General features: G+C 38.7%; 12 protein-coding genes. 8 read left to right on the top strand and 4 right to left on the bottom strand.

Features of this window, described 5'->3' with window-relative positions:
* Positions 1-244: 244 nt before the first annotated feature.
* Entirely contained in the window at positions 245-1,783 is a 1,539-nt protein-coding gene (locus H5R64_RS06380) for a plasmid pRiA4b ORF-3 family protein (RefSeq protein WP_182580832.1), read from the bottom strand.
* A gap of 178 nt (positions 1,784-1,961) precedes the next feature.
* Between H5R64_RS06380 and H5R64_RS06385 the strand changes: the two genes are divergently transcribed.
* Positions 1,962-3,353 carry a DUF2252 domain-containing protein gene (locus tag H5R64_RS06385; RefSeq protein WP_182580831.1) on the top strand — a complete coding sequence of 464 codons (1,392 nt, stop codon included), beginning with the start codon at positions 1,962-1,964 and terminating at the stop codon, positions 3,351-3,353.
* Positions 3,354-3,476: 123 nt separating this feature from the next.
* Positions 3,477-4,514, top strand: coding sequence for an aldose epimerase family protein (locus H5R64_RS06390; RefSeq protein WP_182580830.1), 1,038 nt, complete (start codon positions 3,477-3,479; stop codon positions 4,512-4,514).
* 95 nt (positions 4,515-4,609) lie between these two features.
* On the opposite strand, the gene H5R64_RS06395 is transcribed toward H5R64_RS06390, so the two are convergent.
* Positions 4,610-5,857, bottom strand: coding sequence for a D-alanyl-D-alanine carboxypeptidase family protein (locus H5R64_RS06395; RefSeq protein ID WP_182580859.1), 1,248 nt, complete (start codon positions 5,855-5,857; stop codon positions 4,610-4,612).
* 202 nt (positions 5,858-6,059) lie between these two features.
* Between H5R64_RS06395 and H5R64_RS06400 the strand changes: the two genes are divergently transcribed.
* From H5R64_RS06400 to gtfA, 4 genes are all read left to right on the top strand, one after another.
* Positions 6,060-6,854, top strand: coding sequence for a serine hydrolase (locus tag H5R64_RS06400; RefSeq protein ID WP_182580829.1), 795 nt, complete (start codon positions 6,060-6,062; stop codon positions 6,852-6,854).
* A gap of 136 nt (positions 6,855-6,990) precedes the next feature.
* Positions 6,991-7,833 carry an aldo/keto reductase gene (locus tag H5R64_RS06405; protein WP_182580828.1) on the top strand — a complete coding sequence of 281 codons (843 nt, stop codon included), beginning with the start codon at positions 6,991-6,993 and terminating at the stop codon, positions 7,831-7,833.
* 283 nt (positions 7,834-8,116) lie between these two features.
* A complete protein-coding gene (locus H5R64_RS06410; RefSeq protein WP_182580827.1) occupies positions 8,117-9,334 on the top strand; it encodes an MFS transporter in 1,218 nt (405 codons plus the stop codon).
* Between the two features lie 27 nt (positions 9,335-9,361).
* Positions 9,362-10,819 (top strand): sucrose phosphorylase, encoded by a 1,458-nt coding sequence (gene gtfA / locus H5R64_RS06415; RefSeq protein ID WP_182580826.1) that lies wholly within the window; start codon positions 9,362-9,364, stop codon positions 10,817-10,819.
* Between the two features lie 404 nt (positions 10,820-11,223).
* On the opposite strand, the gene H5R64_RS06420 is transcribed toward gtfA, so the two are convergent.
* Complete coding sequence (locus tag H5R64_RS06420) at positions 11,224-13,572, bottom strand: hypothetical protein (protein ID WP_182580825.1); 2,349 nt, start codon at positions 13,570-13,572, stop codon at positions 11,224-11,226.
* Between the two features lie 317 nt (positions 13,573-13,889).
* Between H5R64_RS06420 and H5R64_RS06425 the strand changes: the two genes are divergently transcribed.
* Positions 13,890-14,834, top strand: a complete 945-nt coding sequence (locus H5R64_RS06425; protein WP_182580824.1) for a Dyp-type peroxidase — start codon at positions 13,890-13,892, stop codon at positions 14,832-14,834.
* Positions 14,835-14,924: 90 nt separating this feature from the next.
* Here the strand turns inward: H5R64_RS06425 and H5R64_RS06430 are convergent, their stop codons facing one another.
* Positions 14,925-15,635 carry an alpha/beta hydrolase gene (locus H5R64_RS06430; protein ID WP_182580823.1) on the bottom strand — a complete coding sequence of 237 codons (711 nt, stop codon included), beginning with the start codon at positions 15,633-15,635 and terminating at the stop codon, positions 14,925-14,927.
* A 170-nt stretch (positions 15,636-15,805) separates the two neighbouring features.
* Here H5R64_RS06430 and H5R64_RS06435 point away from each other — a divergent pair, with 170 nt between their 5' ends.
* Positions 15,806-16,834: a YeiH family protein gene (locus H5R64_RS06435; RefSeq protein ID WP_182580822.1), complete on the top strand. Its 1,029-nt coding sequence runs from the start codon at positions 15,806-15,808 to the stop codon at positions 16,832-16,834.
* Positions 16,835-16,854: the final 20 nt, after the last annotated feature.

The raw sequence follows: 16,854 nt of genomic DNA on the forward strand, positions 1-16,854 counted from the left end.
TCCTTATATTTTGATATTAATATTTTAATTATACCTGAAATTAATGGAAATTTTCTACACAGCTAAAATATGTTTAGCAACGCCTTGCTAGCGCCATCGTATCTACTGGAACATAGTCGAAACGGACTAGCCCACTATTTACTTACCATCAATACGCAGGCGCCTTTGACGTCACCACGTTTGACGTACTTTAATGCATCAAGGGCGTTTTCAAGTTCATATTTATTGTGAATTACTAAACATCTCATTGATATTGTTTGGCAATATCCGTTGCTAAAGCTCCTAACTCACTCTGTAGCTTTTTAAGATTAAAATCATCGTTAATTGTTAGATCATCTTGTGCCGCCAATTCTAATCCAGCCGTACCCCCAATATCATCTATAATTCCTTTACCACTACCATCAAGTACTTTTGGTTCAACCGAAGTTAAACGATAACGTCGAGTTGGGATAACCTTTTCAACTACTATGTTAAATTTCCAGGAATCACCAAAATCATATTCAAGTGTCAATCGTTCACCCTGTTGTGCCTCTCCAAGCCAATGTAGGGTAATATTTTCACCACCATCAAGGTACGGTAACTGGTAATTAACCTTATTTAATTGCAAATTATAGAGGTGAGAACCTGTTGCCTGAAAACTCGCCATAATATAATAGCAAAGCTCATCCAACCTAGTCTCACCATTGAATTGAAAGCGACGCCACATACTAGGCTGGTAATCAGCTAATTCGACCTTTACTTGGTACTGAAGTTTGCGGTAGTGGTGCGCATATTTTAACAGAGAATGACGTCGGGCAAGTTCTGCCTCCGCACTATGGAACATTCTTTCTAAGCGGTACCCCTCATTGGCTGGAGTAGCATTATCGATTGCCTGGTTTAATGCCTGACTAAACTGATCAAAATCTGCATTGCTAAACAAAGCTTGGCGTTTAAAGAACCGGCCCAATTCACGAAATGCAGCCCCCATCCCCCGGTACTTGGAAGTAGTTATACGTTCGTTATTCCGTACTCCATAGTTATAAACGTAATAGTAAATTGCCGAAACGTCATCAAGGATCGTGTTGCCACTTTCGGCAAGATATGATAGGTAGTCCATCGCGTAATCGGTATCTCGATCAACAATCTGATCACTTTTTCCTAACCTTTCCAGGGAAGATTGATAATCACGAATAATTTTTTCGCTAACTTCTGATTCATTCATGACATCATTTAGTGATTTAGATTGATATAAGTAACGTCGATTATGTTCATTAAATTTTGGATGAGCAGCAAGAGCAAAGTCCTTCATCATGTGTTTTTCAAAAAGTCCCGTCACCGTTTGAACTTCATTTGTTTCAACATCCTGTAACTTAAGTTTTTTTATTAATGACAATGAAATGGCAGGATTACTTGGATCATCATCCCACTGGACAATCCCCGGATGAGTTAGCAAATTCTGAAAGAGCTGTAACCGTTGCTGGAGTGCAGGGGCAATTGGTTGAACAAACTCCACTTGTTTTAGTTGCCATTCACGAATTAGCCGAATCTTAACTCGTGGTACTGGCAAAGACTCTAGTAGTCGGATCAATTCACGTTTAAAAGCTGCAGTGAACGAACGTGGATCACTAAATTGTTGGGGATGACGGACAATTACCGGTAAAGATAAAAGATTATTCATCACAATCATAAAGTCACCTGTCACCCTAACAGACCATGCATCTGTCCTCATTAATCGCTGCTCATCACTTAATCTGGTGTTGACATGTAAATGTTGAGCAACATTATTTTCAACCGCAATTAACATCAATATCACTCCCTTTTTCAAAACGTACTTAATCTTTCAAAACTCACGCTTATCTCTTATACTTTCTCATTTACCTTTATTGTGACAGAATGGTTAAATGAAAACAAATATTCTAGACAATAAGAACAAAACTACTAAAATAATTAAGAAAATGCAAAATAACAAAGGAGTTACAAAAATGTTTGATTCGAGTAAATTAGATATTTTTGATCTCAAAAAAATCAAAATTAATCGAACTGCTAAGGAATTAGAAGAGGCAGGCAAAGAAAAGCAGGCCAAAGTAAGTAGTGAACAATTAGCTAAATTTATCCCCGTTCACCGAGATCCCGTTGCAGCAATTCAAAAAACAGAATCTAAAATGATCCAAGAACTCTTACCTCTTCGTCACGAACGAATGTTGGCAAGCAAATTTGCCTTTTTTCGCGGAACAGCAGAATTAATGGAACAGGATCTCAAAGATCAATACCAAAGTCATATTCCGCTAATCATCTGTGGGGATGCGCATGTTAATAACTACGGTTTTTACGCTTCTCCTGAGCGTCAATTACTTTTTGGTTTGAACGATTTCGATGAATCACGAATTGGCAACTGGGAGAGCGATCTCAAACGTCTCTTAGTTAGTGCTCGACTGGCTGGAGAAGAAAACGGCTTTAGTGATGAACAACTTAATAGTGTTCTTCATTTAATCACCAAGACCTATCGGCATCGCGTTAAGCGAAATAATAAGCTTAGTCTCTTTAAACGACTATACTCATCATATGAAATCCACGATATGATAGCAGCTATTGATACTATGAATGATAGTGCTCATCAAATGAATAAGATCCTCCATAAAATCATCAAAAAAAGCACTCAAAGCAATTCAGAACATATTGTTAAAAAAATGACCAAAATTGGAGAAGATGGGCAACTACGGTTCATCGAAAATGCTCCCCGTGCAAAACATGTGGATGCAAGAAAGTACGATGAAATTCTTCAAGGCTTTGAACAGTATCGGGATAATGTTCGCCAAGATATACGAATTTTTCTTGGCAACTTTAGCATTACCGACGTCATTCGCTATAGCGTTGGTGTTGGTAGTTTTGGAACTCGTTGCTACCTCATCCTTTTAACTGGTAACGAGAAAAGTCACCTTGTCCTCCAAATTAAAGAAGCAATGCCATTACGTTATAACTTGCTTCGCTTACCAACTAAAGAAGCGATTAAAAATGGTGCTATGGCAGGGCGTCGGATTGTTACCGCTCAACGAACACTCCAATCTTCCTCCGATCCTTTTCTTGGAAGCACCCGCTTTGGTGGACGAAGCTACTATATTCGTCAGTTCCGTGACATGAAAGAATCAATTAAGATGGATAAGCTTGACTACGAAAGTTTTAACCTTTACTGTCAAGTCTGCAGTTCACTATTAGCAATGGCTCACTTTCAAAGTCCAACCGCTCCAATGATTCGTGGATACCTAAAGGGGCAAAAAATACTAGATGACCGTTTTATTGAGTGGACAAATGCCTATGCTAAACAGGTTTCTAGAGATTATGACGCTTTTCGTAACAGCTTACGAACCAATGAATAAATCCTAAAAATAGAATTAGATTCTGAAAGGTGACGCAAACGATTGCGCCACCTTTTTCTTAATTGTGGTAAAATAACTTTGATATATATTAAAGCGCTTACTTTTGAGGAGGCAAATACAATTATGAATATTACTGAAGTGCCATTTGGAACTTATCAAGGAAGGCCAGTTACTAAGTATGTTTTGACTAATGATCATGGCGTTCAAGCGGGGATCTTGGACTTTGCTGGTCTTTTACAATCATTTAAAGTACCAACAAAAGATGGTGGCAAGGCTGATATGATCTTGACTTCTGAAAATCTTGATGAATTCACTAATAACGGATTCTGCACTAACCGGCTAATCGGTCGGGTTGCGGGACGAATCGCTGAAGGTCAATTTGAAATTAACGGTAAAAAATACCAAGTTGAACAAAATGAAGGGAAAAACACCCTCCATGGTGGTACGAATGGTTTTTACAGTTATATCTGGAACGTTGATTCTACTAATGAAACTGCAAACGAAGTATCCATTACCCTAAGTTTGACACTGACCGAAGAAATGGATACCTTCCCAGGCCAGATTCATGTCACCGCAACTTACACGCTAGACAATAAGAACAACTTAACCTTGAAGTTTAGTGCAACTTCAGATGCTGATACACTATTTAACCCAACCAACCATACCTACTGGAACATGGCAAATTCAAACGTTAAAACGGTTGATCAATTAAAGCTCTACGTTAACTCCAAAAACCACTTGGCCGTTGATGATGGCAAGATCCCGACTGGTGAAAAAATCACTAATGAAGGTACACCATTTGATTTTAGTACACCAACTCAATTAGGGGATGCCCTTAAAGAGATGACTTCAACTAAGGAAAATGGTTTTGACGACATTTGGGAAGTTGAACCAAATCTTAACGAACCAGTTGCTACCCTTGAAGATCCTGAAAGCGGTCGAAAGATGTCCCTTTACTCTGATCGGAATGCATTAATTATGTACACCATGAATTCTGACGACCCCGCAGTATATAACCATGGTGAAGTTCATCCTCACCTTGGGATTGCCATGGAAGCTCAAACGCTCTCAGATGCTATTCACCATCCAGAATTCGGTGACATCACTCTTCATCCAAATGAAGAAAAAACCTACACAATTAAATGGCATGTAGAATACTAAAAATACAGTTAGGATAATCAAAAACAGCAGGTGTATTCATTACACACACCTGCTGTTTTTAATTACGCTCAAGTTAACGGGCTCGCACTCTCATTTTAGAACCACCCGTTTTTTTCGATATTATTGGTGGCTTTAACTGGAAGTTTAACGGAACCAAGGCCGGCTGGTTTCAGAACGATACTACCGACAACTTTTCCCTTCTTAACGGGAGCTTTTAATTGATGAGTTAGAGATTGACCGCTATGGTTAACTTTTAGACTGGCATCTACTTTATTTAGTACGGTCCCTTTAGGAAGCCAAATAAACACTGGCCTTGCTAATTTTAATCCAGTCTGATGCTTATCCTTAGCATGAACAACATGAACGCTTTGAACATTTTTTGGTAACTGCTTCAGAGATGTAATTTGCACTGGTTGGTAAAGATCAGTTAACTTCTCGTAAAATTCCTGAGCATCCTTCGACTGAGCATTCCAGTCTCCTTTAGTATGAAGAGCAACGACAATTACCCGCCGCCCAGCAAACATCCCCGTGGAAATAATACACTTTCCAGCGGTATCCGTATTCCCTGTCTTCAAGCCATCAATGGTTCCGTTCTTTGGTGCAAATGCATTTCCAGGCAACAATGAATTAATATTTATCATCTGGTATTGCTGATTAGCACTAACTCTAAAGTTAGCAAATTTTGTTTTCGTAATCTTTAGTGAATCCGGATAAGTATCAATCAAGTATTTTGAAATTAAGGCCATATCTTGGGCTGAAAATTTGTTTTCGGCCGTCTTCTTTACGCCCTTTAATCGGTTCTTCCCCAAATCACCATTAGCAAGGCCAATCATATTGTAGATTTTTGCATCCGTGACCCCAGCTTTTTTCGCTACTACCTGCATTTTTTTATTAAATGCCGCTGTACTTCCGGCATCCGCTAATGCTAACGCTTCTGCACTACCATCAGCGGAAACGATCATCATTGATTCAGCAAGCTGACGAACCGTATAACTCTCCCCAGCATTTAATGGAACATTAGAAAAATGCCAATCATTAGCAACCTTCGCAACTGCTGGTGTGATCTTAACCTTTTGATTCCAACTTAAATGATGGCTTTTTACGTCTTGTTCGATTACCGCTAATGTAAGTACCTTAGTTAATGACGCAATCGGGTAGGTCTTATTCGCGTTTTTCTGGTATAAAACTTGCCCAGTTTCGGCATCAATCGCATAGGCCGCTCGAGCATTTAAATTTAACTTTGTTGCATCTGCCATAACTTTATTGACTGTCCCCACAGTAACTACATTTATGGTTAAGATGGTAATAAGTATCATCATTAACGCTTGTTTTATTTTTTTCATCACGCTATTGTTTCCTTTTCTCAAAAATATCACCCCTTATAATATCGCATTTAGACATTCAGAATATAAATTCTAATAACTTTTATAAAACATTCAACATATTTATTTAAATTCTCCTAATAATTAGGTTAAAGACAGCCCCTTTTCACCAAATTACTGGTATGATTGTTTAGTGTTATCAAATTAAAGGAGAGTTTTCACCATGCGTTCATCGCGCCACCAACGATTAAATCGCCGTAAAGTAGTACTATTTATTTTAATTATCCTTGCTGCCTTCTGGGGAATTCACCATTTCACTGCAACAAGTTCCCGACTCAAAGCTGCTTGGAATAAGATTGTTTATACTTCGAATAATAATGTTGCTATTGCCGTTTATTCACCGAAAACTCACCGAACATATACTTCTTCTAATGTTCCAGAACATAAATTTCACATGGCAAGTACAGTCAAAGTAAGTATTCTTGCCGGTCTTTTAGTTAAACAAAACGGATTTCTTTCTTCACACCAAAGTTCTTTAGCCAAGCAAATGATCGAAGCAAGTGACAATGATTCAACAAATAAGTTATTTGCTGATTTAGGTGGTCAAGAGGGGCTTCAATCTACATTTAATGAATTTGGAATGACTGACTCCACTGCAAATACTTCCTGGGGGCTTAGTACAACCACTCCCAAAGATCAGATCAAGCTTCTTAATAATATTTTCTATAAATCAAATATTCTTTCCTCAAATTCCCGGCAGTACATTAATAACTTAATGAGTAATGTCGAGAGCGACCAGCTTTGGGGTATTTCCGCCTCAAGTAATCATTTTTCCCTAAAAAATGGGTGGCTCGAATATGGTAAAGAAAAGTGGATCATTAATAGTATCGGTTATGTCAAAACTGAAAGCGGTAATTCATACACTATTGCAATGTATAGTGATAAAAACCAATCCATGCAAACAGGTGAAGAAGTCCTTAACCAACTTGCACGCGTTACAGAGCCAATTTTAAATTAGGATTTTATTATTACATTATAAGTAGCCAATGTTCTTCAATTGACTGAAGTTCGGTGGTTATTTTATTGAGGAAAGTTAGGGTGAACTATAATGGATGTATTATAATTGGCGTGATGCTAAATAAGGAGATATTAAAATGGATATTCAATCAAATATGCTAAAGCTTGCTGACGGTAATCAAATTCCTCAAGAAGGATTTGGCCTTTATAAAGTTACCGATCGGGTAACCATGCGTAATTCAATCCAAGCGGCCTACCAAAATGGTTATCGCCTTTTTGATACTGCCCAACTATACGGAAATGAAAAGGAGGTTGGCCAAGCTTTTAAGGACTTAGATATTTCCCGGGAAAATATTTTTGTGACTACGAAAGTTTCTGAAGCCAACCAAGGCTACCAAAGGACAATCAATTCTGTTAAGGAATCATTAAAGGAGCTGCAAATGGATTATATTGATCTATTACTGGTTCATTGGCCAATTCAACGAGCCTTTTTTGATACTTGGCAAGCTTTTGAAGAACTAAAAAAGGAAGGCTTAACTAAGTCAATTGGTGTTAGTAACTTTCAGATTATTCACCTCCAATATTTGGCAACTCAGGCTAACGAAATGCCGGTTGTTAACCAAATTGAGCTGCATCCGCGGCTAACTCAAAAACCAATGCTTAAATATGACCAGGAACACCAAATCGTTACGCAAGCTTGGAGTCCTCTCGGTCGGGGTGCCATGCTAAATATTCCTGAACTAGAATCAATTGCTAAGCAGCATAATAAATCAACTGCTCAAGTTATTTTGCGTTGGCACCTCCAAAATGGTGTTTCATTTATTCCCAAATCAATTCATCCCAAACGAATTAAGCAAAATGCCGATATCTATGATTTCAAACTATCGGCAGACGAAATGAAACAAATTGACGATCTCAATCAATTCTTTCGGACCGGTCGTGAACCAGAATTAACTTACGAAAATAACCACCAATACTAACTATTCTTTAACGGCTTCTTGGAATGGATCTCAATATCATTTCTAGAAGCTTTTAAATATTTTTCACTTATTCACTTATTCACTTTTACGACAAAATCTTCTGCTTTCGCATTCTCATAAGCTTTCATTTTCATTTTCATAACATACCAATTTAATAATAATGAAAATGATTACATTTCTTTTGACAAGCGTTTGACATTTAAAAATAGCCATTGTATATTATTCACACAAGCTAAATGATAAGCGTTTATCAAAACTAAATATATGGAGAGTAATTCGAACTATGAATAATAAGAATTCAATGGTTACCAAACTCGCTTTCTTATCAGTTTCCTTCATGGTTACTAGTGCATACGCCATTCAAGGTTCACTACCTCAATTAAAGGCTGCATTAGGAATCAGTCAACCACAATCGGAGTACTTAGTTACTACTCCTTCATTTGCAGTAATGATCTTTGTTGTTCTTTCACCATTACTTCAACAATGGTTTAACATCTCTGACAAAAAGATCATTATGACTGGTGTTACTATCGTTGGGATTGCTGGGTTGGTTCCAATGTTTATTAGTAACTACACCATCATCTTGATTTCTCGTCTAATTTTAGGTGCCGGTTACGGGTTATATAACTCCCAAGCTATTTCCTTAATTTCAGTCTGGTATCAAGGTGAAACGCGGGCTCAAATGCTCGGTTGGCGAGCTGCTGCTGAACAAATTGGTCAAGCATGTACCCTGGCTGTTGCAGGTTTGCTTCTTAACTATGCTGGCTGGCATGCATCATTCCTTGTTTACGCCTTTGCATTCGTTGTTCTCTTCTTCTTTGCAATGCGGGTTCCTGATGACAGCAAAGCTCAAGATAATAGTGTTGCCGAAGATAACCTGGCCGAAGAGTTAACCAACGAAGAGTCACAAGAAATCACAAAGATTAGTCCAGTTGTTTACCTCCTTGTTTTATTTGCTTTCCTTTTAGTTGTTGACTATGTTGGAATGGAAAACCGTTTCCCTGGTTTGTCTGTTGCTATTAATGGTGAACAATATACCGGTTCATCAATGTTCCTTTCATTAATGTTGATTGGGGCAACTCTTGGTGGAATTTGCTACGGACCAATTAATAAACTGCTTGGCTTTGGAACTGTTTACCTTGGTCTCGGCTTAATGGCTCTTTCAAACTTCCTCTTTGGTTTTGCCGGTCATAACTTCGTATTGATGGTTATTGGATTACTCTTAATTGGATTCCCACTTCAATTAGTTTCACCATTAATCTTTAACTTACTTCCTGACTTAGCACCTGCCAACCGTCAACCATTAGTTACATCATTGTGTTTGATTGGATTTAACTTCGGTTCATTCTTCTCACCAACTATTGGTCAATGGACAAACAATCTGCTTGGTCAACCATTAAGTGGCCTTGGTCTCGCAGCTCCATTCCCAGTTTATGGTGTTGTCCTGATTCTAATCGGAATCATCATTTTCTTTGCAAGTCGTCACGCACAAAAGGCTTAATTAAAATTAATTAGGAGGATTTTCACTATGCCTATTCAAAACAAAGCAATGTTAATTACTTATTCTGACTCAATGGCTAAGAACATTAAGGAAACTCATGAAGTCCTTAAGAACTACATCGGTGATGCTATCGGTGGTGTTCACTTACTTCCATTCTTCCCATCAACTGGTGACCGTGGTTTCGCACCATACCGTTACGATGTTGTTGACTCAGCATTTGGTAACTGGGATGACGTTGAAGCCTTAGGTGAAGACTACTACTTAATGTTTGACTTCATGATCAACCACATTTCCAAAAAGTCAGTAATGTACCAAGACTTCAAGAAGAACCATGATGATTCTAAGTACAATGATTTCTTCATTCGCTGGGAAAAGTTCTGGGAAGCTGCTGGTAAAGGTCGTCCTACTCAAAAGGACATCGATATGATTTACAAGCGGAAAGACAAAGCTCCTGAACAAGAAATCGACTTTGATGATGGTACTAAGGAACATCTATGGAACACATTCGGTGAAGAACAAATTGATATCAACGTCAAGAGTAAAGTTGCTCAAGAATTCTTCAAGCAAACCTTAACTGATATGGTTAAGCACGGTGCAGACTTAATCCGCTTGGATGCCTTTGCCTACGCTGTAAAGAAGGTCGATACTAATGATTTCTTCGTTGAACCAGAAATTTGGGACCTCTTAAATGAAGTTCGTGATATTCTTGCCCCATACAAGGCTGATATTTTGCCAGAAATCCACGAACACTACACTATTCCAGAAAAGATTTCTGATCACGGTTACTTTGTTTACGACTTTGCGCTACCAATGACCACTCTTTACACTCTCTACTCTGGTAAGACTAACCGTCTTGCTAAGTGGTTAAAGATGTCTCCAATGAAGCAATTTACTACTCTTGATACTCATGATGGTATCGGTGTGGTTGATGCTAAGGATATCTTAACCGATGATGAAATTGACTACGCTTCTAACGAATTGTACAAGGTTGGTGCTAACGTTAAGCGGAAGTACTCAAGTGCTGAATACCACAACCTTGATATTTACCAAATCAACTCCACTTACTACTCAGCATTGGGTGACAATGATAATGCTTACCTTCTTTCCCGTGCTATCCAAGTATTTGCCCCTGGTATTCCAATGATTTACTATGTTGGTCTATTGGCTGGTTCAAATGACCTTGACTTACTTGAAAAGACCAAGGAAGGTCGGAACATTAACCGTCACTACTACACTAAGGAAGAAGTTGCAAAGGAAGTTCAACGTCCAGTCGTTGCTAACCTCTTGAAGCTTCTCTCATGGCGAAACAAGTTTGCTGCTTTCGATCTTGACGGCTCAATCGATGTTGAAACCCCAACCGAAAACACTATCAAGATTACTCGAAAGGATAAGGACGGCAAGAACGTTGCTGTTCTAGATGCAGACGCTGCTAACAAGACCTTTACTATCACTGCTAACGGTGAAGAAGTAATGAGTCAAAAGTAATTTTATAATCACTTCTTTTCGATTAACACGTTCAATAAAAATAAAAAATGGTGAAAGTAATTACTTTCACCATTTTTTATTACCACAAATTAACGTTACTAAGAGTACTTTTATGGCACGATAAACATGAAGTTATATTGTTAGTTTTAACATAACGGTTAGTGTTGGGAAGCCAAATTGCTTGGCGAACCGTACTCATAAACACTCCCTATGACAGTAATCCATCTAATTAGCATAGATTAAAGGTATTGAGTTTCCCATGACGTCGACAAGAATCAGAACCTGATTAAGAGTTCTGCCGTTATCAAAAAACAAAATTTGAAGATCTTGAGTTTTTGAAGAAGTAACCTAATTAATTTACCGAATAAAAAGAGAAGTCATAAACGGACCTCTCTTTTCTTCTATTATTCTCCATTACCAGATAATGCACCCAAAAGACCAACTGCCATTAGGTACCAAGCATTAGTATCATCAATCATTTGCAATTCAGTATCACCGGCTGATCGCTCTGGTCCTTTAGTGGGCTGAACCACCGACTGCTGAACTGCTGATTGTTGCTGAGCAGGTGTTGGTTGAGCGTTCTCCTGTACAACAACCTCTTGTGATTGTGACATGCTAGTCGTTAATTGTACCTCTGACTGAACTAGGGATGGTTGTTGCTGAACGGTCTCCTGTACAACAACCTCTTCTTGGTGATTATTAAGTTGCTGCGGTTCATGTTGGGATTGTAGTTGTTCATCTACCGGCTGCTGTTGCGAGTGAATTTCTACCTGTTGCCCCTGTGGTATTGGTTGAATTAAGACCTCCTGTGAGTGAGGAGTAACGGATTGAGCTCGCGTTGACTGTGATTGTTGATTAGCCGATTGCTGAATAACTGTTGTGCCAACAGGTGACTCTTCAATTACTCCCTGATCACTACTATTTACTGTTGGTGAAGGCTGTGGAGCAACTTGATGACGCAAGACGGTAACATTATAGGTTGCGATCGCAGGCGTATCATTATCATCGGTTACTTGGATGTTAACTCCCTTCGGCTTTCCAAAATACTCAAAGTCAGGCGAAAAGGTTACTAATCCGGTAGTCGGTTCTAAAATATAACTCCCAATTCCAGTAATAGTTAGTTTTTCAGCATTACTTACCTGCCCATTAATAATAAAGCGTGCTGGGTGATTTGCATCAATCCTGGCCAGTACTTGATCACTTCCACTAGTAATCCGAACCTTAGACGTTTGGCTTTGTCCTTGTTCACCAATTGTCGGTGCAATTCGAGCACTTGGTCGAACAGCTTCAACGGTTGGTTGGTACTGAAGAATTGTTGGTTCTCCACTTGCGGACATTACCCGAATAGTAACCTTATCTGGCTGCCCAATAAAGTTCTTATCAGGGATAAACGATACCGTTCCCCTACTTTCATCAACTTGGAATTTTCCTATATTTTGTCCATTTTTAGTTGCATTGGCCTGCTTACTTGCTTGACCATTACTGATAATATCAATTGGTGAATTAGGGTCTAGTGGCCTTCCTGGTTCATTTGGTTTAGAAACAACCGTAATTTGAGAAGTCTGAGCAACTCCTTGGAGAGCATGCGTGTTTTGTAATTGTATTCCTAAGACTGCTTGACTAAAACTACCAAGATAACTATGACCATCCGTACCGTAAGCAATAAATTGAATTGGCTGGGGACGACCAATAAAATTTCCACTTGGCTGAAAGATAATTTCATTATTCCGTCGATCAAGACGGTAAACACCGATCTTTTCGTTATCTAAAATCGCATCCATCGTTTGTGCACCCATAGCACTTTCATTAACCCAAAATTTAATATCCTTAATACCAATATTTGATGGTTTCTTTTGCTTAATCTTATTTTCTGGATCAGTTTGTTGATAAAAAAGATCCGTTGATGGATTATCATTCTGAGTAATAATTGGAAGATTATTTTTAATTGAAATTTTGCCGTGTTGCTCTTTACCCTGCCAACCGATTGTTGTTGGGTTAGATACTTCACCCCGAATAATCTTAGGTTGAAAACGAACGAATCCGATATAATCAAAATTATTATCTGACAGGACAACATAAGCTGGTGCAATCGCCCCATCGTAAGTAGTATCCGTTAATTCAAAACTAACTGTTGCTCCACGATGGGCACCCTTTGAAGTTAAAGTATAAATTCCAACATTGGTATCTGGAACCGGATTACCATTTTCATCTATCTTTTGGGCAGGCATCTTTACTGAATTTCTTCCGGTATCAATATAATTTCCCTTAACCCAAATTGAAGCATTCTTCCCAAAAGTTTGATTAAGATTATTGGTAAGTGTCATTGGACCAAAGGTAGCTGGCCACATCTCATCCCCTGAAGTACTGACACTATAAAAGTGATCTAGTTCAATCTTTTGCACTTCATTTGAGACATTTGCGGTAACCTGACCAACCAAACTGTAATATACGATATAGTAAATATCAGTATCCTTGGTTGGATCCTCTAAAGTGGCAGGGTCAAATGTGCTAATAACATTCCCGTCACTAGTTACTGAGGCATAACCACCTTCCACAGGAATCCTGATCTTTTTAAACGAGCCATCTTCATTTCGTGTATAAGGAATCTCATGCAATTTATCCTGTCTTACTGCTTGATCCAGACTGTGTAAAACAATTGCGCCATAGTGTCCTTGACCACCATCAAGATATTCATTATTAGCAACAGATAGTTGACTTGTATCCATTGATTGATTTTGCTCATTGATATTCATTATCCCACCGTCACTTTATCGTTTTTAACTTACTCTGATAGCAAAAATTGCTTTTATATTTACAAATACCCTCGTAATAATTATCACTAATAAGTTAATTCAAATTTATTTTATGTTCTTAAGGTAGATCCTATATCTATCCTAGGTTGAATGCAATTATTATCACGAACTATACCTATTAATTTTATAATATTTTTTTATTTTCCTTTGCACTTTATTATAACCCACAAGTGCTATTTGGAAGATTAATTTAAAGACTTAGAATGGTATAATATGATAGATATGAATGATAACGCCGTTAGAAAGGGAGTAATTAAATGGTAATGAATCCTAGTAAGGCTCAAGACGTCTGGAAAGACGCTGGTGAGCACGTCCAATTTACTATTCTTGAACTAAACCGTAAAGATCAGGCAAAAGAACAGGAAGCGATTCAGGAGTTTGTCGATCGCTACCAAGCAATTATCAGATCATTAAGGATCCGGGATAACCAAGGTAATTTGAAAACTGCGCTTGGCTTTAGCAGTGATGCATGGGATTACCTGTTCCCTAATGCTCCTAAACCAAAGGAACTCGAACCTTATCAAACCCTTTCCGGAGAAAAGTACACTATGCCGGCAACCAAGGGCGATATTTTCCTTCATATTCGAGCAAATGATGAAGCCGTTGTTTATGAATTGCTTCGTCAGTGCCGCTTATTCCTCAAGGATTTTACCACCGTAATTGATGAAACAAAGGGCTTTCGGTACTTTGAAGGTCGGGCAATTATCGGCTTCATTGACGGGACAGAAGCTCCACAAGTTGAAGATGCTGCCCACTATGCAATCATTGGAGATGAAGACCCGTTCTTTGAAAATGGTTCCTACGCCTTTGCACAAAAGTGGCGTCACCACATGGACATTTGGAACCAACTAACAACCGAAGATCAGGAACGAGCTGTTGGGCGAAAGAAATTTAGCGACCTTGAACTTGAAGATGGCGAAAAGTTTGCCAATGCACACAATGTTGCTTCACAAGCAAAAATTAACGGGGTAGAACAAAAGATTATCCGGATGAACGTTCCGTACTCCGATCCAGTAGCTGGCAATACCGGTACTTACTTTATTGGTTACTCCCGTTATTGGAAAGTTACTAAGACAATGTTAGAAAATATGCTGAAGAAAAACGATTACCTTCTCTCATTCTCTGATATTCTTTCCGGCCAATTATTCTTCATCCCATCTCGACCATTACTTGAAAAGATTGCCGATGGTGAACTAAACTAAAAACACCCTATAAATTTGAAGACTATTAGTAACAGGTGGAGGGCGAGAAAAACATTTTGTTTTTCTCGCCCTCTTTTATTTAGAACTATTTTAGTTAAGTCTCTTTAACCAATCCAAAAATAGTGGGAACCAGAGCGCCATATGTTCATCCGTCCGGTTATTATTTACAATTCCTGTATACTCGTTTGCTAATGCCAATCCGTGGTTTCCAGTACTAAATTCATGAAGTTCCACAGGAACATTATGTTCTCTTAATTTTTGAACATAAGGAAGAATATGTTCATCAAATGGCGTTAATTCATCATTAAATGAACCCCAAATAAAGGTTGCTGGTGTTTTTTTGTTAATTAGCCGGGTAATATCTTCAGTGGTTACACCCATCCGTTGATCAAGCGTTGGCTTAATTACCGGATAACCTAAACCAACAAATTTAGCTTTAGTGTGAGCCGTATTAGAGTATGCAGCAGCTAATTGACCCCCAGCTGAAAAACCAAGTACACCCAAGTGGTTAACATCAACATCCAATTCTTTGTCATGGGCAACAATATGATCAAACGCCTGGGCAACAGCGGACTTAGCCGCCTGGTAATCCCTATGCTCAATGACTGGGTAACGAACAACAAATGCCTGAAAAGCGTGACTAGCCAGTGTAATTGCTACCCGTTCAGAATCCCGCTCCATAATTTTGTTATAGCTGCCCCCGGGAATAATGACAACTCCAGGAAGGGGTTCATCACTATTACTGTGATAAATATCAAGAGAAGAATAAGATTGAAATAGTGAAACATTTTGAATATCCATTTATATCGCTCCTTTTTATATAACACCATCATTTTCTTGCTTTTTAAAAGTCTCTGCAAGGAAAATCATTCAAGTAATCGTTTACATTGGTTTTTATTTCTCAATCCTCTTGTTTATACTCATGAATCTGCTAAAGTTATACAGGATTAAAGAGAGGGGATAATTAGATAATGTCAATTATAAAAACTAAGAGCTTTGGGTTAGCTGCAATTATAACCTTAATCTGTGCGGTTGCCGGAGTTCTTTTAGCTAAATTACCGTATGTTAACCTAATCGGCGCTTTAGTAATCGCATTGTTACTGGGGATTGCAATGCAATTAACACCAAGTAAGCTCCAAACAGAAGCAAAGTCAGGAATGGGTTTTATTTCAAATAAATTTTTACGACTAGGAATTATCCTGCTAGGTTTTCGATTAAATCTTGAAGCCCTTGCTCAAGCCGGGGTTAAAACCATCCTGGTAGCCATGATCGGTGTTACTGGGACGATCTGCTTAACTTACTGGTTAAGCCGAAAGTTTGGTGCAGAAGATGAACTAGCAATTCTTTCGGCCTGTGGTTGTGGAATATGTGGTGCTGCTGCCGTAATGGGAGTTTCACCACAAATTGAAACCACAAACGAAGAACGAAAACGTGAAAATGAGGTTCTCGCAGTTGCAGTTGTTTGTGTAATGGGAACTGTCTTTACACTGGTTGAAATCGGGCTCAAACCACTCCTTGGTCTTTCTAATCCTCAATTTGGGATCGTTGCCGGCGGATCACTCCACGAAATTGCCCATGCAGTTGCTGCTGGAGGGGCTTTTGGTGAAACAAGTTTAGATAACGCCTTAATCATGAAGCTTTCTCGAGTTCTTCTTCTTGCCCCAGTGGCCTTAATCGTTGGCTACTGGTATCAACGACGACTAGTTCGGGAAAAGATTGAGGACCACGAACAAGCGCAAAAAAAGCTCCCCATTCCATGGTTCCTGGGTGGGTTCATCCTTACTAGTATTCTAGGAACATTTTTGCCATTTTCTGCAGTTTTCCTTGATGGGCTTGTTCAGGCAGCCTACATTTTCTTGGGAATGGCAATGGCAGCTCTTGGAATCTCCGTTAACTTTAAAGTAATCTTTAAACGAGGAGGGGCCGTCTTTGGCGCTGCTGTAATTAGCTCAACTTGCCTACTAATCTACATGATTCTTATGAGTAAACTATTCTTCTAAAATTATTTCAAAACAAAGAA

Origin of the sequence: Limosilactobacillus fastidiosus, from assembly GCF_014145505.1 — a bacterium.
In the GTDB taxonomy this organism is placed as follows: Bacteria; Bacillota; Bacilli; order Lactobacillales; family Lactobacillaceae; genus Limosilactobacillus; species Limosilactobacillus fastidiosus.

Bases quoted from the DNA above. Each gene is read 5' to 3' on its own strand.
- H5R64_RS06395 (WP_182580859.1), bottom strand. From the start codon at position 5,857: ATGAAAAAAATAAAACAAGCGTTAATGATGATACTTATTACCATCTTA.
- H5R64_RS06410 (WP_182580827.1), top strand. From the start codon at position 8,117: ATGAATAATAAGAATTCAATGGTTACCAAACTCGCTTTCTTATCAGTT.
- H5R64_RS06430 (WP_182580823.1), bottom strand. From the start codon at position 15,635: ATGGATATTCAAAATGTTTCACTATTTCAATCTTATTCTTCTCTTGAT.
- H5R64_RS06380 (WP_182580832.1), bottom strand. From the start codon at position 1,783: ATGTTAATTGCGGTTGAAAATAATGTTGCTCAACATTTACATGTCAAC.
- H5R64_RS06425 (WP_182580824.1), top strand. From the start codon at position 13,890: ATGGTAATGAATCCTAGTAAGGCTCAAGACGTCTGGAAAGACGCTGGT.
- H5R64_RS06385 (WP_182580831.1), top strand. From the start codon at position 1,962: ATGTTTGATTCGAGTAAATTAGATATTTTTGATCTCAAAAAAATCAAA.
- H5R64_RS06390 (WP_182580830.1), top strand. From the start codon at position 3,477: ATGAATATTACTGAAGTGCCATTTGGAACTTATCAAGGAAGGCCAGTT.
- H5R64_RS06405 (WP_182580828.1), top strand. From the start codon at position 6,991: ATGGATATTCAATCAAATATGCTAAAGCTTGCTGACGGTAATCAAATT.
- gtfA (WP_182580826.1), top strand. From the start codon at position 9,362: ATGCCTATTCAAAACAAAGCAATGTTAATTACTTATTCTGACTCAATG.
- H5R64_RS06400 (WP_182580829.1), top strand. From the start codon at position 6,060: ATGCGTTCATCGCGCCACCAACGATTAAATCGCCGTAAAGTAGTACTA.
- H5R64_RS06420 (WP_182580825.1), bottom strand. From the start codon at position 13,572: ATGAATATCAATGAGCAAAATCAATCAATGGATACAAGTCAACTATCT.
- H5R64_RS06435 (WP_182580822.1), top strand. From the start codon at position 15,806: ATGTCAATTATAAAAACTAAGAGCTTTGGGTTAGCTGCAATTATAACC.